Origin of the sequence: Thiothrix caldifontis, from assembly GCF_900107695.1 — a bacterium.
Lineage (GTDB): Bacteria > Pseudomonadota > Gammaproteobacteria > Thiotrichales > Thiotrichaceae > Thiothrix > Thiothrix caldifontis.
In genome coordinates this window covers 17,767-38,257 of the sequence record NZ_FNQP01000009.1, presented here as the reverse complement: position 1 = coordinate 38,257, position 20,491 = coordinate 17,767, and the positions used below count along the sequence as shown (strand labels likewise).

20 protein-coding genes are annotated in these 20,491 nt (G+C 49.5%); 9 read left to right on the top strand and 11 right to left on the bottom strand.

What is annotated here, in order from left to right; translation table 11 throughout:
* Positions 1–9: 9 nt before the first annotated feature.
* The gene (locus tag BLV87_RS08880; protein WP_093067659.1) at positions 10–1,080 is read right to left on the bottom strand and encodes a hypothetical protein; all 1,071 of its coding nucleotides are present in this window, start codon (positions 1,078–1,080) and stop codon (positions 10–12) included.
* A 148-nt stretch (positions 1,081–1,228) separates the two neighbouring features.
* Here BLV87_RS08880 and BLV87_RS08875 point away from each other — a divergent pair, with 148 nt between their 5' ends.
* Positions 1,229–1,990 carry an IclR family transcriptional regulator gene (locus tag BLV87_RS08875; RefSeq protein WP_093067656.1) on the top strand — a complete coding sequence of 254 codons (762 nt, stop codon included), beginning with the start codon at positions 1,229–1,231 and terminating at the stop codon, positions 1,988–1,990.
* On the opposite strand, the gene BLV87_RS08870 is transcribed toward BLV87_RS08875, so the two are convergent.
* From BLV87_RS08870 to BLV87_RS08845, 6 genes are read right to left on the bottom strand one after another with little or no spacing between them, the layout of a single operon-like run.
* Entirely contained in the window at positions 1,987–2,940 is a 954-nt protein-coding gene (locus tag BLV87_RS08870; protein WP_093067653.1) for an HpcH/HpaI aldolase/citrate lyase family protein, read from the bottom strand. The genes BLV87_RS08875 and BLV87_RS08870 overlap by 4 nt on opposite strands.
* Positions 2,937–4,010 carry a cysteine protease StiP domain-containing protein gene (locus tag BLV87_RS08865; RefSeq protein WP_093067650.1) on the bottom strand — a complete coding sequence of 358 codons (1,074 nt, stop codon included), beginning with the start codon at positions 4,008–4,010 and terminating at the stop codon, positions 2,937–2,939. The genes BLV87_RS08870 and BLV87_RS08865 overlap by 4 nt, the downstream gene beginning before the upstream one ends.
* Positions 4,007–4,741, bottom strand: coding sequence for an HAD family hydrolase (locus BLV87_RS08860; protein ID WP_093067647.1), 735 nt, complete (start codon positions 4,739–4,741; stop codon positions 4,007–4,009). Before BLV87_RS08860 ends, BLV87_RS08865 begins: the two co-directional genes overlap by 4 nt.
* Positions 4,738–5,844, bottom strand: a complete 1,107-nt coding sequence (locus tag BLV87_RS08855) for a phosphoribosyltransferase domain-containing protein (protein ID WP_093067645.1) — start codon at positions 5,842–5,844, stop codon at positions 4,738–4,740. Before BLV87_RS08855 ends, BLV87_RS08860 begins: the two co-directional genes overlap by 4 nt.
* Positions 5,844–7,178, bottom strand: coding sequence for a VWA domain-containing protein (locus BLV87_RS08850; RefSeq protein ID WP_093067642.1), 1,335 nt, complete (start codon positions 7,176–7,178; stop codon positions 5,844–5,846). Before BLV87_RS08850 ends, BLV87_RS08855 begins: the two co-directional genes overlap by 1 nt.
* Positions 7,179–7,227: 49 nt before the next feature.
* On the bottom strand, positions 7,228–8,352 hold the full coding sequence (locus BLV87_RS08845; RefSeq protein ID WP_245706975.1) for a trypsin-like peptidase domain-containing protein: 1,125 nt from the start codon (positions 8,350–8,352) through the stop codon (positions 7,228–7,230).
* A 134-nt stretch (positions 8,353–8,486) separates the two neighbouring features.
* On the opposite strand from BLV87_RS08845, the gene BLV87_RS08840 reads away from it, so the two are divergent.
* The 7 genes from BLV87_RS08840 to BLV87_RS08810 all read left to right on the top strand — a co-directional run bounded on the left by BLV87_RS08840 (position 8,487) and on the right by BLV87_RS08810 (position 14,273).
* Positions 8,487–9,512: an ATP-grasp domain-containing protein gene (locus BLV87_RS08840; protein ID WP_093067637.1), complete on the top strand. Its 1,026-nt coding sequence runs from the start codon at positions 8,487–8,489 to the stop codon at positions 9,510–9,512.
* A gap of 91 nt (positions 9,513–9,603) precedes the next feature.
* Entirely contained in the window at positions 9,604–10,203 is a 600-nt protein-coding gene (locus BLV87_RS08835) for a TerD family protein (protein WP_093067634.1), read from the top strand.
* Positions 10,204–10,213: 10 nt separating this feature from the next.
* Positions 10,214–11,431, top strand: coding sequence for a TerD family protein (locus BLV87_RS08830; protein WP_093067632.1), 1,218 nt, complete (start codon positions 10,214–10,216; stop codon positions 11,429–11,431).
* A 35-nt stretch (positions 11,432–11,466) separates the two neighbouring features.
* Positions 11,467–12,045, top strand: coding sequence for a TerD family protein (locus BLV87_RS08825; RefSeq protein WP_093067629.1), 579 nt, complete (start codon positions 11,467–11,469; stop codon positions 12,043–12,045).
* A 37-nt stretch (positions 12,046–12,082) separates the two neighbouring features.
* A complete protein-coding gene (locus tag BLV87_RS08820) occupies positions 12,083–12,661 on the top strand; it encodes a TerD family protein (protein WP_093067626.1) in 579 nt (192 codons plus the stop codon).
* Between the two features lie 96 nt (positions 12,662–12,757).
* Positions 12,758–13,798 carry a DUF475 domain-containing protein gene (locus tag BLV87_RS08815; RefSeq protein WP_093067623.1) on the top strand — a complete coding sequence of 347 codons (1,041 nt, stop codon included), beginning with the start codon at positions 12,758–12,760 and terminating at the stop codon, positions 13,796–13,798.
* Positions 13,799–13,817: 19 nt separating this feature from the next.
* Positions 13,818–14,273, top strand: coding sequence for a tellurite resistance TerB family protein (locus BLV87_RS08810; protein ID WP_093067620.1), 456 nt, complete (start codon positions 13,818–13,820; stop codon positions 14,271–14,273).
* On the opposite strand, the gene nhaR is transcribed toward BLV87_RS08810, so the two are convergent.
* Positions 14,274–15,179, bottom strand: coding sequence for a transcriptional activator NhaR (gene nhaR / locus BLV87_RS08805; protein ID WP_093067617.1), 906 nt, complete (start codon positions 15,177–15,179; stop codon positions 14,274–14,276).
* Between the two features lie 3 nt (positions 15,180–15,182).
* Entirely contained in the window at positions 15,183–18,068 is a 2,886-nt protein-coding gene (locus BLV87_RS08800; protein ID WP_093067615.1) for a DEAD/DEAH box helicase, read from the bottom strand.
* Between the two features lie 197 nt (positions 18,069–18,265).
* Here BLV87_RS08800 and BLV87_RS08795 point away from each other — a divergent pair, with 197 nt between their 5' ends.
* On the top strand, positions 18,266–18,508 hold the full coding sequence (locus BLV87_RS08795) for a hypothetical protein (protein ID WP_093067612.1): 243 nt from the start codon (positions 18,266–18,268) through the stop codon (positions 18,506–18,508).
* Between the two features lies 1 nt (position 18,509).
* Here the strand turns inward: BLV87_RS08795 and BLV87_RS08790 are convergent, their stop codons facing one another.
* Together BLV87_RS08790 and BLV87_RS08785 are read right to left on the bottom strand one after the other, a co-directional pair.
* Complete coding sequence (locus BLV87_RS08790; protein WP_093067610.1) at positions 18,510–19,841, bottom strand: 5-methylcytosine restriction system specificity protein McrC; 1,332 nt, start codon at positions 19,839–19,841, stop codon at positions 18,510–18,512.
* Positions 19,838–20,458, bottom strand: coding sequence for an AAA family ATPase (locus BLV87_RS08785; RefSeq protein WP_245706974.1), 621 nt, complete (start codon positions 20,456–20,458; stop codon positions 19,838–19,840). The genes BLV87_RS08790 and BLV87_RS08785 overlap by 4 nt, the downstream gene beginning before the upstream one ends.
* Positions 20,459–20,491 lie beyond the last annotated feature (33 nt).

Sequence of the window (20,491 nt, the reverse complement as noted above, 5' to 3'; positions counted from 1 at the left end):
GGAGTCCTTTTAGCGTGGAAAGTCAAAATCAAAGTTGTAATCTTCATTATTCATCAGGTCGTCAAGCGCCAGCTTTTCCTGATCAAAAATGAAGCCTTCGGACTCAGTGTTACCATCACTTTCTTTGCTGGAGCCGTCACACAAGCGTGAAGTCGCTTTCTTGCCGGGCATTAGAATGCCGACACCGTAATGCATTTCTTTGGTCGATGAAGCAGGTCCGGTGCTGATCATGTCCTCAAAAACAATGTATTGAACTTTGCCGTTCTCAAAGCGGACGCGCTTGGAGTAGCCGCCGGAATAAGGCTCAAAGCTGTGGAAAAAATTCCCTTTGAGTGATGTGCGCTGTGTGGGGTACTCAAGCTCAATTTTGTCAGGCGTTCCAAAGCGGTACTGAAGATAGCCGTTGCTGGTCTCAGGTGATGCGCATAATGAAATCATCTTGTCTTTGGAATGGCAGCCAAATACCACTTGCTCATCAGGTTTGCACAGGTAAGACGGCGCTTTTTCACTGTTTGCGCTTTGTGCTTGTTCTTCAGTGCTTGTTTTCATACAAGGCTTATCAGTAGCCGCATCGGCAAGGTCGCGAGCTTGTTGGTTGGCATTCGCACCCGGTTTGACCACATCGGTAACGCATACCTCGCTAGCGGTGATCTTGCTGACCGTCAGGTAGGAGGTGGTTTTTTCTGGCTGATCCGGGTTTTCGCTAACATTGAAGCGCACAATCAGGGCAATAGGCGTGGTTTTTTTGCCAGCCTTTTGTACCCGCCACTCGGCCTTGTCGCCCAGTGCGGAAAAGCCACCGGAAACGGTAGACCAAAGCTCCAGCGGAAACTCCTTGCCATCCGGCGCAATCACGTTAACGCTCTGGCGCAGATCGCCTTCCATCCAGTCGAGTTTGTAACCGGCGATGCCATCGCAGCGACCTTTCGCCCAGCCTTCTTCGGCATTTTCTTCTATGGGTTTACAGGAGGAACCCTCCAAAGGGGTGTAGAGACTGTCTATTGGAGTGCTTGCAGCGTAGGCTGGCAAAGCCAAGCTACAAACCACAGTTGCAAGCAGGCGCAAAATAAAGTGATGCATGTTCTTTCTCTCTCGCATTGGTTGATAGTATGAATAGATTAGTCTGATTTCCTATAAAAATCCGTAGGTAATCAAATAACTTATACCATAATGCAAAAATATAAGAATTATTTCCCGTATTGTGGTATTTGATGCTATGCTTTTTTCCATGAAAGCAGACACCGACACCACCCGTATCCAAGTCATCGACCGCGCCGCCGCGTTGCTTGATGCCATCGCCCGTTACCCTGAACCGATCAGCCTCAAAGTGTTGAGCGCGGAAACGGGGTTACATACTTCCACTGCGCACCGCATCCTCAGTTCCCTGATCGACAATCGTTTTGTGGAACGTGATCCGGCAGGGCGCTACCGATTAGGGATTCACCTGTTGCAATTGGGGGTACGTTTGCACAATAAGATCGACTTGCGTTCGGTGGCGTTGCCCTACATGGAAGCCTTGCGCGATCAATTGAACGAGTCGGTCAACCTCACTTTGCGCGAAGGTGACGTGGTGGTGTACATCGAAAAAGCCACGCCGAACCGTATGATGCATGTGCAACAAGTGGTCGGCAGCCGTGCGCCGCTGCACGTTACCGCCGTCGGCAAGCTGATGTTGGGGGTGGGCAGTGATGATAATATTCGCAGCTACGCGCAACGCACCAATTTACCCGCGTATACTCGCAACACGTTGTCGACCTTGCCGCAATTGCTGAGCGTTTGCCAGCAAGCCGCGCAACAGGGCTACGCGCTGGATAATGAAGAGGCGGAAATCGGGGTAGGGTGCATCGGCGTGCTGATTTATGACAGTACCGGCAGGGCAGTGGCGGGTCTGTCGGTATCTGCTCCGATGGAACGGCGGCAGATGGTGTGGGTGGAGGCTGTGCAGGCGGCGGGGAAAGCGATTTCGGCGCAGTTGGGTGGCGTGTATTAATACAACGCCGCACACTCCTTCTCCATCCCCTCATCCACCGCCACCGCGTGCAAATGGCAGCCAAAATGCTTGGCACGTTCCATCACTTGCACTGCCCAATGGTGATGTGTCGCCGGTTCGCACATCGCGCCCTCAAACTGGAATACCGCAGGCATGGCATCATCCAGAATCCGCAACGCCGCTTCGTAATCACGGCTATCGACTTTCAACGCCTGATGAATCACCGCAATCTGACTGGGGTGAATCACGGTTTTACCTACCAAGCCGTGCAGCAAATCGCGCTGGAATTCGGCTTGCAAGATAGTGTGATCCTGAAAATATTCAAACACGGGCGCAGTCAAGTGAAAACCTGCTGGAGCAAAATGCGTGACCAACATCGCCACCACATACCCCAACGGGCCATCATATAAAGTGTGCGCATGGTGAGTACGCAAGCGTAAACACGACAATAAATCATTGCCGCCAATCCGTAGTGCTAATATCCGTGACTTAATCTTCTCATCTTGTAAACGTTCGCACAATTCACGCACTGCCAGCGGATCCAATACTTGCGCCGTTTCCAGTGTGGGCATAAACAACAAGTGGGCGGGGGCGGCTTGCACCACGGCATACCATGCCACAAATGAGTGGTTATCAAACTTGGGCAGCACAAAACCGTCAATACACGCAATACCTTGCATCGCCAATAATTGATGTGCCATCTGCGGATGACGGGGACGGATAAACACCAGCGGTACACCACGCTCTTGTCCGTGTAATTCGCGTAAACAATATTGCAGATTGCTTAGGCTTTTGGTGACTTCATCCTCACGCACTGCATCTTCGAGGCAAATCACCATCGAACGCAGATCGGGGATTTTCTGCCGTAAAATCACATCCAGCAAATCGGGGCGCGTCGCTGGCATGTATAAGGTTGCGCCTAACTGATAAGGGGAAATTTGTGTGGTCATGTGGTCTTCTTGATTATGGTTATCGCACGGTAAGGCGCAAGCCCATCCCCAACCGCTTGCAGGGGGATACCCCGCGATTCGGCAAGATGGCGTAATAAGCGGATATTCGGGTCATCGAGACGTTGCACCAGAATGTGCTCTGGCACACGCCGCATGACCGCACGGGTGGCTTCCGCAATCCCCGGCTTTAGGCGGTTAAGGTTGGTAATCTCATAATTTTCAAGTAATTGCGCAATGATGGTTTGCGATTGTGCCAGTAATGTATGACGCAATGCATCTGCCCAATCTGCTGCACTGACACCCTGTTGACGACGACGGCAAGCATCCACGGTATCGACAAACCATTGGCTAACATCGTATTCCGCCAAATGCGCGTAGTTGACGCAAGCGTGCCAACCGCCATCCTCGCGTAAAATCGAGCGTGACACCAAGCCGGAAACGGTCGAGCCTAAAACGCCAAACGGAATCAGCCAATCCTCACCGGAAGCGGATAGCCACGCCTTGCCGGTTGGGTCAGCCAACACCACCAAGGGAATTTCGCCATCAGGGTAACGTTTGCCCAGCGAACGTTGTAATTCGCCGTGAATCGCGCCTTTGCCGACCCAGCCATCCACCCACACAATGTCAGCGAAGGCATGGCGTTGCTCGATCCAAGCCACCGCCGCTTGGTCGATGCCTTTGTCACGCACAATGCTGATGCCGTAATGCTCGCTTTCCACCCCCAACTCGCGCAAGGCACGCACCAGCAATACGCCCAACGGCACACCCGCCCGCACGAAACTGACCAGCACAATCGGGCGGTTTGGGCGACGTTGCAGCAAGGCCAGTGCCAAGGCTTGTACTTCGCGGGCAAGGCGTTCCAGCCCATCATCCAGTGCTTGCTGGAACAAGGCTTGATGCGCGGCGGAAGGCGGCGATTCCAGCGTCAGCATTTCGGAATAATGGCGCTGCCCACTTTGAATCAGGCGTTCCTTTTCCTCCACGGGCGTGGTTTCCATCACGATTTGCCGCAACAAAAACGTGACATCGCTGGCAGCATACGAGCCGTGAAAACCGTGGGTTGCGCTCATGGTAATTGCCTGCAAATTTGCGTGTTGGGCGGAAACGCAGCGAAATCACACAAGCGCATGAACCCCAAATCCGACACGCTATCACCCATGCCGAATACCGGGGTGCGCCCGTGTTCAGCCGTGTGCCGCCGCAGAATTTCTGCCGCTGCGGCGCGTTTATTGACGAAATCGGGCAGCAGTGCGAGGTTGTTGCCATTCATGTGGGTGTAGAAGCCTTGCAAGTTAAGGGTTTCACTTAGGGTGTGCAGCAGTTGCTGGAGGTCTGCCGCGTTGGCGGTATTGCTTTTGATTACCAGATACGCCGCATTGTCTTCTACCGATTCTAGCCAGCCGCGTAAAGATAACCCCAGCGTTTCACCGATTTGCAGCGCGATTGCTAACATTTCTGGTAAGCGTTCTTGGTAAGGGGCAAGTTGCGGTTGGATGTGTGAATGCCATGCTCCATCCACCTGACCATCGGGGGTAAGGATAGCCGCACCGTGTACGCATACCGCGCCGTGCTGGAATGGCAGGTGAACACGTTTGAACGAGGCAATTCCCCGCGCCGTCACCGGAATCACGGTCATGCAGTCCAGCGCCCAATGGATGAAATCGTGTTGCCAGGGGTGCATAAAGCTTCCGCTGTCGCTGGTTTTGCCTTGCGCAGCGGGGATTTTGTCCGCATCCGCTGGCATTTTACGGGCAGTCTGGAATAGCGTGTCATCCAAATCGGTGAGTAATAAAGGCTTCACGGGTAAAACTCCAGACACGTTGGGTTTAAAGCGGTGATCAGCACTTTATCCAGCAAATGCGCGGGTGGTTCGCTGCACAGCAGAATACGGTCGTAGTCGGTTGGCACGACGTTATAGAGGAAGTTGGCAATGCCTTGCCCGTAATTGTCGTGCAAGCAATAGCGGTGTTGGATGCTGTGACCCAAGGCAATCGGCGAACGAGTGGTGGCGCTAAAATGCACGGTTGCACCTTGTTGTTCGAGGTACTCTGCCAGCAAGAAGGGCGGCCAGACGAATTCGCCAGTGCCTAATACCAGAATGCGTTCGCCGGGCGTGACGTTCAGTTGCTGGGCAAACGGGGTAAGCAGATGTTCGCGCACGCCCAGCCGTCCCCAATCATTGGCGGGGTTGGCGTGCCATGCGCCCGTACCGAGCACATCGACTTGTGGCATTTCCGGCGGGGGCGCGTCATTCGCGTGCCAATCCCAATGTCCAGCCAGCAGTGAAACGGCAATAGCGCGTTTGCCCAGACGTGCGGCAGCAGCACCGCCCGACCAGTCGGTGAGAGTGGCAGCAACGATGTGTTCAAATTGATCCAATCCGGCGCGTTGCAAGGCCTCCAGCAAATTGGCGAAGGTCTTGCCAGTAGAAGCTTCGTCATCGACCAACACTAAAGTACGTGCTGTGCGTAGCAATTCGACATCGGCGGCGTGTTGCGGCAGATGCAGTACTTGCTGGGTGGCGTGGCTGTGTTCTTCGCGGAATTCGACCAAGATCGGCAAGTCCAGCGGGTGGCGCGTGGTGCAAAGGTACAGGGTGTCGTCGCGGCTGCGGCTAAGGGCTTGTTGCACCCCTGCGCCCATGGCAATCGCGGTTTCTGCCATGCCGATGACGACGACTGGCCCCGGCAAGTCAGCGGGGATTTGCGCGGCAAGGGTATCCGTGGCGTTGCGCATGACCGCTGGCGATACCGGAATATGCCTGCCCAACACTTTGGACACAAACAGAAACGCGCGTTTCGGGTTGCGGCGTTGCGCAAAGCCGAAGAGTTCATCCGGCGAATGTGTGCCGGATTCGATGGTCAGGTTGAGCGTGCCCTGTTCGAGGGTAACGGTTAGCGTCATTAACGAAGGATTCCTTGTTGGGTAGCGAGTTTGATCCAGCCGGGGTATTCGCCCATCATGAGGTCATAAAGGGCTTCATCACTGTGTTCGTTGGGTGATTCAACGGCGAAAAAATCGGCATTATCCACCAGTCGCCCTGGCAGTTCATCCAGCTTTTCCAGAAACGGAAAGTCGGAATCGGCAAACGCTGCCAGCAACTTAGAACGCGATTTGCGCCCTTTGCCGATGCCCATGAATTGCCAGAAAATCGGTTCGTGGCTTGACCAACGCACTTGTTTTTCAGTCAAGCTTTGGTCAGATGTGCCGCCGTCGGTAACAAACATGACATAAACGGGGACACTTGCGGTGAACGGTTGCGTGCGCTCACCCCCAGCGGCATCGGGGAAGTAGTGTTGACGAATGGCTTGCATGGCACGCCCGTAACGGGTGTCACCTTCCAGCGGATGTTGTTGGATAATGTGGGTGATATAGCTGGCGTAATTGCCAATACCCATTGGGGTCGGCTGGTGGGCGTGTTTGCCGAATAAAAATACGTCGATTTCCCCGTCATCATCAAAGCGGCACGCCAGTGCTAAAATGCGCTCGGCGAATGCCTGAATTAAGCCTTCGCGGTACAGGCGTTTCATCGAGCCTGAAATATCTAAACATAAGCAGACTTTGGCACGATGCGTTTCTAGCCCGACTTTTGCCAGTGAAATCGCGGATTTTTTCGCGAGGCTTAGCAATGCCGGGGCTTCTTTTTCCAAGCGTTTTTCCAATGATACTCGCGCAGGATTGGCAGGCGGCGGGGGCGGAGTGGGAGCAGTTTCTTCCGCGACACTGGCACCAAAATGCTTGACCAAGGCATCCAAGCCGCCGTTAAAGCCTTGAGCGGTGGCACTGATACGCCAGATACCCGCTTTACGGTAGAGTTCGACCAACATCACGGCACGTTCTTGCTGAAAATCACTGCCAGTAAACGCAAAGGTTGCCACCGTGTTGCCTGCAACTTGCCAATTGACCGTGCCGCTGTGGATGTCACGCATGGTGGCTTGCCCATCAATGGCTGCGGTTATCACTAAACGTTCAAGCGTGTCTGGCAAGGTAGTGAGATTGCAGCCAAAAATCGTGCTGCTGCTGGAGGTGTCTTGCAAGGTAATGCTGCCACAGGGCGTTTGTGGCTGATTGAAAAACGTCATGTAACGATCATCAGACAATAAGCCTGCTGCATCTAAGCCAAAGCAGGCAATATCCAAGGTAATACCCTTGGTTTCGCATTGGCATTGCAGGGTGAAAGCACGGTTAGGGGGGACAATATCCGCTAATTTCAGGCGTTGTCCTTTCTGAATTTGCATGGTGTGACTCCCATTTATTGTGATGTTTATCGGTATTGGTTTAGCTGGCTCATTCTACACGCCAGATGGCGTTTTGGGTTTGCGTCACCATTTGCGCGGCTGATAGCGTTTGCGCACTGCTTTGTAGGTGGTATTGAATATTAGCCGCTTCCATTAATGCAATCGCCAAACTGTGACGGATGGCAAAATTCATGTTCTGCGCGTGCGTAAACGTGGACGACACCACGCCCAACACCGCGCCCGTTTCATCCAGCAAGGGGCTACCGCTGGAACCGGGTTGAATGGGGGCAGTGAATTGCAGTAAGCGAATGTCGTTGTGCGCCCCGAACAAGCCGGAAATAACGCCTTGCGTGACTTGAATGCCGCTGCCCATCAAGCCTGCCAGTGGATAGCCTAGCGTGGTAATGCTTTGTGCCAAACCTACGCCGCTGTTGCGGAACGGGAGTGGTTGCAGATGACTCGGTGTTGCTACCCGTAATAGGGCAAGGTCGTTGGTACTGTCGCTGATAATCGGTTCGGCATCGAGATTGCCTTGCAGGGATCTGAGGCGGATACGGCTTGCGCCGTCTGCTACATGCGCGTTGGTCATGAAGACATTCGGGGCAACCAGAAAGGCTGTGCCTGTCCAGTTACCGGGTTGGCGTTCGGGGTTGTTTGGGGTGTTGAAGGGTGAACTTTCATCCACCTCCATGCCCATTCTGCGCCCCAATGCGGCAAGCCCGTAGGCGGAGGTTTCGGCTAAGGCGCGTACTTTCCATTGCCCCGCTCGCTGGTAAAATTCGGCGGCAATCAGCGCGGAGGCTTGCATGTCCCCCAGTGCAATGCTGTGGCTGAAAACGGCATCCATTTGCACACTGACATTGCTGCCGACATTCACCGGCCCGCGTGCGCCGTAGCGGTATAGCACCACGCACAAGCGGGTAATGTTGGGATTGGATAAGACGCTGGTATCCAGTGTCAGGGCGTAGCTCGTGCCTGTGTCATTCAGCTTAGCGCTTGCCCATTCGGTGGCATTGGCGTGGGCTAATTGCGGGGGAATGACTAACTGTTTGGCTTCGTTCACTGGCAACACGGCCAGCCCTAAATCGTGGCGGATGTCGTGCGGAAAGGTGAGGGCGACTGTCCAGCGATTGCCGGTCAATGGCAGGTTTGCTCCTAGGGGTAAATTCATCATAATTATTGTTACCGAGCTGGATGATTATGCGCAGCATGATAGCAAGAATTTGGGTGAAAATGCCTGAAATTATTGCGACGAATCGGGCATACTAGCGTAGGTCATCATCACTAAAATTCTAAACAGGACATACCATGCGCATTTGGTTCAATAAGACATTTTCCAGCATTACCTCGGTATTCAATAACCTTCGCCAAGCCTGTGTGGGGCAGGGTGTCACCGTCATTGCTACTCACACGAATCCTGCTGCGGTTGCTTTGTTGGCGGCTGATGAAGCTTGGCATGAGCCACCCGGTTTGGTGGGAGCCGCTTATCTGGATTGGTGTTTGAGCTTTTGCCAACAACATCGCATTGATTATTTCTGGCCTGCAAAAGAGGCGGTCTTGCTGGTGAGTCATCAAGCCGATTTTGCGCAAATCGGAACGCAGTTGATTGCGGTGGCATCCCCTAAAACGCTGAAGTTATTGCACCATAAAGGCGAGTTTTACCACACGTTGCCGCCGAGCGTGGCATCCGCGATGGCTTGTATCGCGGTGACGGATAGCAACGGTTTTGATCAGGCAGTGGCGGAACTCTCACGCCAACATACGGCCTTGTGTGTAAAACCTGCCGAGTCGGTGTTTGGTTTGGGATTCCGTATTCTGGACACGCAACGCGACAGCATTACGCATTTGCTTGAGGGTGTGGAGTACGAAATCCCGCTGGCAGAATTACGCGCAGGCATGGCACACACGCCGACGTTCCCCGAGTTGCTGGTGATGGAACATTTGCCCGGTGATGAATGGAGCGTGGATTGTGCCGGGCGCGACGGGCAATTGCTATGCGCCATCCAACGCAAAAAGCATCCGCAAGCGGGGTACGGGCAGGCAATCGACAATAACGCTGATATTCAAGGCATGGTTGAACGTTTGACCGTGTATTACGGCTTGAATGGTTTGTTTAATATTCAATTCAAGGCGAATGCGGCAGGCGAGCCGCGTTTGCTGGAAATCAACCCGCGTCCTTCCGGTGGTTTTGGTATGGCGTGTCTCGCAGGCGTGAATCTGGCTGAGGTTTTCTTGCAAAGCTTGCAAGGGGAAACCCTGAGCATCGCACCGCTGCGTTACGGTTTGCGGGTCAGCGAAGTCAGTACCCCCGTGGTATTGCAACCGTTAGGCTGAAATAACCTGACAATTCTGGGTGAGTGTTGCTTGCATTTAGGCGACTCTCTAAGATGTTGTCACTCAACAATACAAAAGGATGGAGATTCTCATGGCTGTAAGTTTAAGCAAAGGGCAACGCATTTCGCTGGAAAAAACCGGCGGCGGTGGCTTGAGTAAAGTACGCATGGGCTTGGGCTGGGATCCGGCAGAAGCACCGAAAAAAAGCGGTTTCTTTGGTAGCATGTTCGGCGGCGGTGCGGCGGCAGACATCGACTTGGACGCTTCCTGCCTGTTGCTGGATGCACAAAAGAACCTGTTGGATGTGGTGTGGTTCCGCCAATTGCAAAGCCGTGACGGTTCAATCAAGCATTCCGGCGACAATCTGACGGGCGAAGGTTCGGGCGATGATGAAGTGATTTTCGTCGATTTGACCCGTTTACCAGGCAATGTGGCACATCTGGCATTCACGGTCTGCTCGTTCCGTGGGCAAACTTTCAATGAAGTCGGCGGCGCATTCTGCCGTTTGGTGGATGACAGCAACAATACCGAAATGGCGAAATTCAACCTGTCCGACAAAGGCGCACACACGGGTGTGGTTATGGCGATTGTGAGCCGTAACGGTGCAGGCTGGGAGATGAAAGCGGTTGGCACACCGACGGCAGGTGCAGTCGCCAACGACATGATGCCTGCGGTATTGGCAGCACTCTAGGAGTAATGCGATGTCAGTGACCCAACTGGTGGCTGGGGCGAATTGCCCTGTACCGCGTGAAAAACTGCACGTTGAAGTCCTGCTATCGCCAGCCCAAGTCAGTGGGGCAGAGGTGGATATTTCCGCCTTTGTCCTGACCGCTACCGGCAAAGTACGCGGCGATGATGACATGGTGTTTTACGGGCAACCGCGCCCCGGCAATGGCAGTGTGGCGTTTGTCGACAACAGTGCTGGTCGTGCTGAATTCGTCGTCGATTTGCCGAATGTATTGGCAGGCACAGAAAAAATAGCGTTCACCGCCACCATTCACGAAAACCGCACCAATTTCGGCGCATTCACCCGTTTGCAAGTCACTGTGAAAAACGCGGCGGGGCAAGCGGTATTGCAAGCTACCTTGCCTGCTAAGGGTATGGTCGAATCGGCGCTGATTCTGGGCGAATTGTACCTGCGCCAAGGGGCGTGGAAATTCCGTGCGGTTGGGCAAGGTTTCGCGGGCGGCTTAAAGCCCTTGGCGGAACATTTCGGGGTGGAAATCAGTGACCCTGCACCAGCGGCTGCACCGCCAGTAACACCACCACCTGCGCCAGCGAAAAAGCCGATTTCCTTGAGCAAAGTGACGCTGGATAAAGGTAAGCCGCGTGTCAGTCTGGAAAAAAAGACCGAAGGCTTCGGCGAAATTCGTATCAACCTGAACTGGAATCGTGGTCAAGCACCGGCTGCGAAAAGTGGCGGTTTGCTGGGCGGCTTATTCGGCGTCGGCAGCAATAAAGGCATGGATCTGGATGTGGGTTGTTTGTACGAGCAGCGTGACGGCACGATCAGCGCCATTCAAGCCCTCGGCAACCGCTTTGGTTCGTTCCGCAGTGACCCTTACATCGAACTCAAAGGCGATGACCGCACGGGCGCGATTTCTGAAGGCGAATGGCTGCATATCAACGGGCAGCAGTGGCAAACCTTCAAACGGATTCTGGTGTATGCCTTTATCTACGAAGGTGCGCCCAACTGGGCACAAACTGATGGCGTCGTGAGCATTTATGTGCCCAATGAACCCCCGCTGGAAATTCGTTTGACCGAGGGCAGCAATTCACTGGGCATGTGTGCAGTGGTGTTGCTGGAAAATGTTAATGGCGCATTGCAAGTCAACCGGGAAGTGCGTTACTTCCGTGGGCATCAGGAAATGGATCAAGCTTATCGCTGGGGATTGAACTGGCGGGCAGGCGCTAAATAGTTGTTAGGTATAATAAAACCAAAGGAGTGATACAGATGGCATTAAGTTTACAAAAAGGTGGCAACCTTTCCTTAAGCAAAGCTGACCCCAGTTTAACAAAAATCTTGGTCGGTTTGGGATGGGATGAGCGTAGTACGGATGGTTCGGCATTTGACTTGGATGCCAGTGCATTTTTGCTGACAGCGAGTGGCAAAGTGCGCGGTGATGCAGATTTCATTTTCTACAACCAACTGAAATCCACTGACGGCTCAGTCGAACACACCGGTGATAACCGTACCGGGCAAGGCGATGGTGACGATGAGGCAATGAAGGTTGATTTAAGCAAAGTTCCTGCTGAAATTACGAAAATTGCGTTTACTGTGACCATTCATGATGCTGAAGCACGTCGGCAGAATTTTGGACAAGTGGCAAATGCCTTCATCCGAGTGGTCAATGATGTCACTGGTACAGAAATCGTGCGCTATGACTTGGCAGAAGATTATTCCACCGAAACGGCAATGGTGTTCGGTGAACTCTACCGTCATAACGCGGAATGGAAGTTCCGCGCGGTTGGGCAAGGTTATGCGGGTGGTTTAAAAGCAATGTGTGATCAATTTGGCATTCAAATTGGTTAAGTGTTTTATTCAAAAATTCAGATAATGGAGTTTTACAATGGCTGTTAGTTTACAAAAAGGTGGCAACGTTTCTTTAACCAAAGAAGCTCCGGGTTTAACCGCTGTCACCGTGGGTTTGGGTTGGGACACTCGCGCTACTGATGGCGCAGATTTCGATTTGGATGCTTCCATCTTCATGTTGGGTGAAAACGGCAAGGTATTGTCTGACGATTCCTTCATTTTCTACAACAACAAAAAATCAGCGTGTGGAAATGTTGAGCACATGGGTGACAATAAGACTGGCGCTGGTGATGGTGATGACGAACAAGTCAACGTGAATCTGGCAGGCTTGGCTGAAACTGTCAAGAAACTGGTATTCTCTGTCACCATTCATGACGCTGAAGCACGCAAGCAAAACTTTGGTCAAGTCAGCAATGCTTATATCCGTTTGGTGAATGCGGCTGATGGTAAAGAGATTGCGCGTTACGACCTGTCCGAAGATGCCAGCGTAGAAACGGCGATGTTGTTTGGTGAAATTTACCGTCACAATGCTGAGTGGAAATTCAAAGCTGTTGGTCAGGGTTTTGCCGGTGGTTTAGGTCCGATGGCAGCCTCAATGGGCGTTAACCTTGGCTAAATGGCATAAGGCATTGTTCGCAATGCACTTATGATTTGACGGGCATCTCGTGGTAGATGCCTGTTTTGTTTATCTCTACGGTAAATTAGTAACCCTATGTTTCAGGATTTTAAATATTCGATTTTAGTCACCATCCTCTGTGTAGGTTTGGCCATTTGGTGGGGGGCGACTACCTCGATGGGCATTGCCACGGCCATTTTCTTGGTCTTGGTGTTGGGCATTATGGAAGTGAGTCTGTCATTTGATAATGCGGTGGTGAATGCCTCTGTCCTCAAGGAAATGGACGAAAAATGGCAAAAGCTGTTTTTAACCGTCGGTATCCTGATTGCGGTATTCGGGATGCGTTTAGTGTTCCCGATTGTGATTGTGGCTATCGCAACGGGGCTGGGTACGATTGATGTCATGAGCATGGCGTTAAATAACCCGGAGGAATATTCCCGCCATTTGATGGAAAGCCATGCGGGTATCGCTGCGTTTGGTGGCATGTTCTTATTGCTGGTGTTCCTGAGCTTTATGTTTGACAACGAAAAGGATGTTCACTGGATTCATGCTATCGAAGAACGCATGAGTGCGATGGGTAAGCTCGATGTGATTAGCGTGTTATTGGCGTTAATTGCATTGTTTTTGTTGCAAGAATTCCTGCCGATTAGTGATGAAACCCGTTTAACCGTGTTAGTGGCTGGTTTGGCGGGCGTGGTGTTATACATTGCGGTCAGTAGTTTAGATGTGTTTTTTGAAGACGAAGCGGAAGGTGAGGCGGTTGTTAAGAGCGTTAAACGTAACGGTTTAGCAGGCTTTTTATACTTGGAAGTATTGGATGCATCGTTCTCATTTGACGGCGTAATTGGTGCGTTTGCGATTACCAAAGATGTCGTCATCATTATGTTAGGTCTGGCAATTGGCGCGATGTTTGTGCGTTCCCTGACCGTGCATTTGGTACACAAAGGCACTTTAGATGAATACATTTATTTGGAACACGGTGCACATTATGGTATCGGTGCTTTAGCATTCATTATGCTGTTTAGTATTCATTACCATATTCCTGAAGTAATTACTGGTTTGATTGGGGTGACGTTTATTGTGTTGTCGATTGTGTCATCACTGCGTCACAAAAAGAAACTATTGGCGGCAGCCTAACTGATAAGGAGATTATTCGATGTCATTTTTTGATAGCTTGAAAGAAAAAGTTGGGGAAGCCCGCGCTAAATTGGCAACTGAAGTGGGTAAATTCAAAAACCGTGAGTTCATGGAAGCCTGTGTTGCCGGTTGCGGTTTAGTGGCGGCGGCGGATGGCAGTATTGATTCGTCCGAAAAGCAAAAGATGATGAAATTCATCCAGCAATCGGATGAATTGAAAGTCTTTGAAACCAAAGACGTGATTGCTGTTTTCAACAAAGTGACCGAAAACTTTGAATTTGATAACGAAATCGGTAAAGCGGAAGCCCTGAAAATGATCGGCAAGCTGCGTAGCAAACCCGATGCAGCACGCTTAATGGTGCGCGTTTGCATGGCAATCGGCAGTGCTGATGGCACGTTTGATGACAAGGAAAAGCAAGTGGTGCGTGAAATTTGCCGTGATTTGGGTGTTCCTGCGGACGATTTCGGTTTGTAATTAAGTCTTGGCTTTCGGTTGTAGCCAGTCCTGCGCACTTTTGGTAATCGCCAAGACCGCAGGATGGCTAATTCGCCTTTCCACTGAAATCGCAAAAAACTGCTCCATCACCCCGTCCGCTTGCCCAATGCAATGAATATCCGGTTCTTGGGTAAACGTATCTTCCTGCACCGAGGGCGCGACAAAAATACCCGCCCCGCCAAAGCCAAATGCTCGCATCAGAGCGCTATCGTCAAATTCCCCAATAATATTCGGCTGTACTTTCTGCTGATGAAACCAATTCATGAGTTCATTACGTACTGACGTGCCTTCGCTCGGAATCAATAAAGGTGCGTTGTTTAAGCATTCTGGGAATTTCCCTTGCAAACTCGTTTTCACCGTGGTGTGTGCAAAAAAGCTAATGCCGCTGAAACCTAAACGGTGGGAAAAACCTTTGATCGGTAGCGTATTGGGCAACGGCTTATCCGCAATCACCAATTCAATACGGTGCATGGCAAGCTCCCCCAGCAAGTCGGGTAAGGGACCTTCATTGCATACAATGTGAATTTGCGGGCTGAGCAGCATTGCCGGTTCCAACAATTTGTAGGCAATGGTTTTGGGAACCACATCGACGATGCCGACCCGAAACAGGCGTGCCTGCCCGGAAGGATGGGTCTGCAAGGCTTGTTCTAAGGCACTGCCTAATTGGAAAATCTCATCTGCATAACGTCGCGCCGTATGCCCTGCATCGGTGAGTTCCAGATTGCGGCCTTGTTTGCGGAAAAGTTTGACACCGAGGGAGTCTTCCAGTAATTGCAATTGCCCGCTGATGGTTTGCGGGGTCAGGTTCAGGCTTTCGCAGGCACGCACAATACTGCCCAAGGTGGCTACTTCACGAAAGTAATACAAATGTTTGTAATTTATCACTTTTTAACCATCCTGAATCTTACGTAACTCTTGTTCGCACAGGGATTTTAACATGGAGAGCGCGTCATTCAGCATGGCAGTGCGCACTTGTTGAAGTTGGTGCTTGATGTGATTGCGTCCCGCATCCAGCCAAGCATCCCAGCGGGCTTGATCGTGCTCGCTCCACCAATCTGGGGTATCGGCGGGGTGGTAAGCCAACTTATCAAGATCCAGTAGATCGTAAATATTGACCCATTCGCCTTCCACTTTCAGCATGAGACTAGGGTTGAACAGGTAATGTCCTTGGCGTACCCGGTAGAACAATTTGCGGTTATAACGTTCGGCGCGGTACATCTCGTTTTTCGAGAAAATGCTGGAAATATAAGCGCGTTGTTTGCGTTGTGGGTTCAATACATCCGGTGGGAAATGTGTTATTGCGTCAATAATATCTTGTGTGCCAAAGCCACCGCGATCGCCAATTTTGGCTGGTAGTGCGCGGTAGAACAGTGCAATCATTAGGTTGAGCAGGAAAAACTCCATACCATGCTGGTCGAGTTTTAGTAATTTACCGTCGATTTGAATGCTTAAACTGTCGGGGGATAGTTGCCGGTAAATGCTGGCAAGGTGATGTTTGGCGTATTTCTCGTCTTTACTGGCTTGTTGCAAGGCAATCTGAAATGCAGTGAAGTGGTTATTATCCACGTATTCGGGGTTGGCACCGAGTGTCGTGAGTTCATTAATTAAGCTTGAGTTACCTAACCATGCTGCCACCATGAGCGGGGTTTGGTTGAACGGGTTGCGAAAATCCACGCCAAACTTATTGAGATGGCTATGCAAAGCCACCGGATTTTTAAGCTGATAGGGCAGGTAATATTTCTGCTGCAATTGCTTGATACCATTGGCGGGATGCTTTGCGGGTTTGAAATCAACCTTGATTAAATCGCGTAAGCATTGGCGGTCTTCGTAAACCAGTGCCACTTCAAACAGGGATAGCCGGGCTTTTTTGTCGCCCTGCTGAATGGCTTGGGTGTGCAACTGCTGCAACGTTTCACCTGTGTAAATCGCCCAATCTGGCGTTTGTTGCTGAAGAATTTCTTGGCGGATACGGTCAGCTTGTTCTTGCTTGCCTTGTAATTCGAGTTTATGAGCTTCGCGCTGCCATTCTTCGCGGCTGGAGTTTTGATTGGCGAGGTTGAGTGTCTCTTGCGCATCGTGCAAGCCGAGTAAATCCAACATATATTGTTTCGTATCGGCTTCGATCCAATACAAATTACGCACCGCACGGGTCAGGGCAACGTAGAGTGCGTTAATGTAAAATTTATAGGTTTCCAGTGACTTATCAGCTTTATTTTTAGCACGAGCGTAACTCAGGTCTTGTTGCAGGTCGGCATGAGTCACACCCGCGCTAATCTCGCGGAAACGCTTGTTTTCGGCACTTAGGAAGTTGTAGAGGATAATATTGTCATATTCCAAGCCCTTGGCTTCTTGGATCGAGAATACCAGCGGGGTGTTGAAGTGTTGTTGGGCTTCGGCTTTTTGTTCAGGGTGCATGACCACCACGGCGAAACGGGTGGAACTGCGGGTTTTGGCATCGAGTTCACGGCGGATGTTATCGCGGTCTTGCAGAAACACCACATCGCCCTGCACATGCCCGTTACTGTGCACCAGATAATTGCTTTCACGGTCGATGGAGCCAAAACGGGCGTTTTTGAGCAGGAGAATACGGTTTGCGAGTGCGGTAACTTGCGGTGAGTTGCGGTAATTGGTGCTGAGGATGCTGATTAGATCAGTGTCCGCTTGTAACTCGCTATGGGTGTAGAACAGGCTTTTAAGTTTGCTCCACGAGAAGAAATTGGGGTGCACAATCTGATTGGAGTCACCGCATAACAAAAAGCCACTGGGGTCACGCAGGGTTTTGAGGATTAGGAAAAGCTGGATATTGGTTAAATCTTGTACTTCATCGACCACTACAAAGTCATAGCATGGCTCCACACGGTTGAGGTATTGGTGGCTGAGAATATTGCTGTCATAACGCTGATTTTCCTGTAAAAAGTTGAGATAACGGCTGAAAATGTCATAAACGACCGGGCGTTCATCTTCAAGAAAAATAGATTGTTTGATGCCTAAGTTGAGGTATTCATCACGGCTTAGGTAAGCCGCTTCGATAGAGGGGCCGGTGATGACACCTTTGAATTCTTCAAACAGTTTGTGAGCATCTTTAAGCGGTTTACTCGGTAAACGGCTGAACCATTGGGCAAAATCGCGAAAAGCGATGGGTTTGCCAATAGGCACTTGAATGCTTTCAAGAAACTCTTGAAATGAAAGAAAATTAACGGTTTGCTGGGTATTGTTATAGCCATGTGCGTAATAGAGGTCACGGGAGTTTTTGACCAGATAGGGCGAGAGTGTGACATAGAGCACGTCGCCATGGCAGGCTTTGAGCTTTTCCAGCGTGAGGGCAGTTTTGCCGCTGCCTGCTGAGCCGATGATCACTAGCGGTGGCTGTAGGTTGAAAACGGTTTGCTGGGTGTCATCAAATGAGATGATTTTGTCAAGCAAGTTGAAACGCCCGTGCTGGCGATTAACGTAGGCAAGGGCAGGGGTGTCTTCAGGGATATGTACAAGTGCAGGGATTTTGTCTTCGTCGATGACAGCACCATGATTGAGAAAACGTGAACCAGCGTAATCATGGCTTTTAAGATATTCCAGTACCAGTGCGTAACGCTCGCCTTGATAGTGGTAAAACGCTAGGAGCAGACGGTCGCTGCGATTGAGACGAGCGCGGTAGAGGTTATCGCCGATTTTTTTAACATCTGCAGATTTGAGGTCGTCGGCTTCCATGAAAGAGCGCCATTTGGTGAAACCGTTGATAGCTTGTGGGTTAAGTTCGTTATAGAGCAGTACTTGCATTCTAATTCTGTGGTAGGTGGATGAATTTGCCGGACGTTGATTATAGCTGAAAAGTGCTTGAGGGGGGGAGGTGAGGTTCGGGCCTTTTGTTTCAACGAATTGATCCGCAACACCTTGCGCAGCTTTTATTCCGTAATCAAGGAGCAGGATGCCAATATCCGCTTTGTTTTGTTTACTGGGGTTGATCGTTACGGCGGGTGCGGCAAGTTAAACGGCTGGAGTATTTGCAGTTGCCCAGTTTGCAGGAATACATGCTGATTGAGCAGGATACGGTAGAGGTCGAAGTTTTCCGCCGTAGCGATAGCTGGCGACCTTCGTATTATTATTGGGGGGATATGGTGGTTCTGGAATCGGTTGAGTTGAGTTTGAGTGTGGAAAGTATTTATGAGCGAGTGCGGAATGAGGATGTCATTCGTTTTTTGGCTGATATAAATCCATAGTTCATTCTTGACACTTTCTGATGGATTCAATGAATGATTGTTCACTTGTTTTCATGAGGTCAATAAATGAAGAGTGATCACAGTCAGTTTCTGGTATTTTAAATGGTATTATTTTTATACTTCCGCCATATCCATTTAATAATCCAATGTTTTCTAATGCGGAAGTTTCGTTTTGGATAGGGTATATAAAGCCTCCTAATTGTGCTTTTTGAACAAACATGTAAGAGATGATTTGATGAATGTCATTTCGTTCTATTTTATCCAAGTTGTTCATCTTTTTATATTTCGCATCCAATATGATGTTTTCTTTGTAAAAATCAGGATACCTACGGTATTTCGACTTTTCAAACAAGTAGATTGGATTTTTTCCGGTTTTGTTTCTTGGGTGAATAAATCCTTCAGCTATTAATAGTGTATTGATATATTCTTCCCATAGCCAAGAGCCATCAAAAATAACACCTTCAGCTTCATGGCTACCTGCGTCATACAAACTCGCGCCTGAATTTCGCAAAATACTAAAAGATAATTTGCGTAGAGGTTCATAGAAGCTTGCAAAAAATGGATGCTTTATAGGATGGCGATTTTCCTTTTTATACATGCATTGGACTAGGTTTTCGGAACTCCATGATGGTGTATGTTGTTCAATTGCATGTTGTAACGCCAATAGCTCACTATCATTAGATAATATCCATGCCCATTTTTTGTTTATTTTGTTAATGGCATGACGAATCAAGTGGTTTGTGGGGTTGTCAAAGGTAATATCTTTTGTGGTGTAGGCAATCTTTCCTAGGAACGGGGTGTTGATTTTGATATGCGAGTCAATATTGAATTTGCCGCGATAACGTAAATCATTGTTTTCAAAGGTTTGGTATTGTTTGAATAGACCAACTGCACATGCATCTTTCAACGTTTTTCTGAAAATAAAAGCGAGAAGAATATCCCATATTGAATCATCATCTGAAGGAATGCTATCAGAGACAAAAGAACCGCCAAAAACTTTGCTTAGAAGATATGTTAGAAATAGTTGCTTATCATTTTCATCGAATCTTGATTTTATTCTAATTAGCGTAGGGTGTTTTGTTTTATCGTCGTATAAACGTACAACACCCATACAGTTATTGGTGTTTATTTTGTTTCCAGATAGACTAAAAAGTGATAACTTATTCGATTCATCTGATCCAGCTTCGTTAGCTTCGGTTGAGACAACATGCACGCCCATTTTTGCAAAGTCATCAATCGACTTTGCTGAATATTTTTCCAATACAGTCCTATCAAGATCACTGATTTCTATGGAAATATTTCCATTGTCATGAAGGTTTTTTAGCGTCATCATGCATCAAAAGCCTTTTTCATTTCTTCAAACTTGTCTTTGGATTTTGGTATTCCACGCAGATACTCATGAAGTAAAACTGCAATATGATTATTCCAAAGTTGCTTGAATGCTTCGGTTAAGTCATTGCTGGCTTTGTATTTTTCGAGTTTCTTATAATAAGCACCACCTATTTGATAGGATGTGCTTTCTAGTATTTCTGCGATTTTATCATTTAAGCTAGACATGCGTTTTTTTGCTTCGACTTTCCATTGTTGATCAATATCAGCCACATCAATAATGGATTCAGAATCTTTTGCTGATATTTCTCTCCATGCAAAACGGCGGCGTAAGGCAAAGTCCATACTCTCAACACTGCGATCAACATCATTCATTGTGCCGATAATATAAACATTTTCTGGTATGGTAAATTTATTTCCTGTTATATATGAGTATTGTGTTTCAATAAATTCACCCCTGTAACTTTCTTCAAGAAGAGAAAACGCTTCTCCAAATACTCTTGATAAGTCAGCTCTGTTTATTTCATCAATAATGAATGCATATTTCTTATCTTTATTTTCAGGTTTTCCCGCATCTTCACAGAATGATTTGAAAACTCCCGCTTTAGGTTCAAATTCCATCTGACCGTTAGAAATTTTTGGTTTTAATCCTTC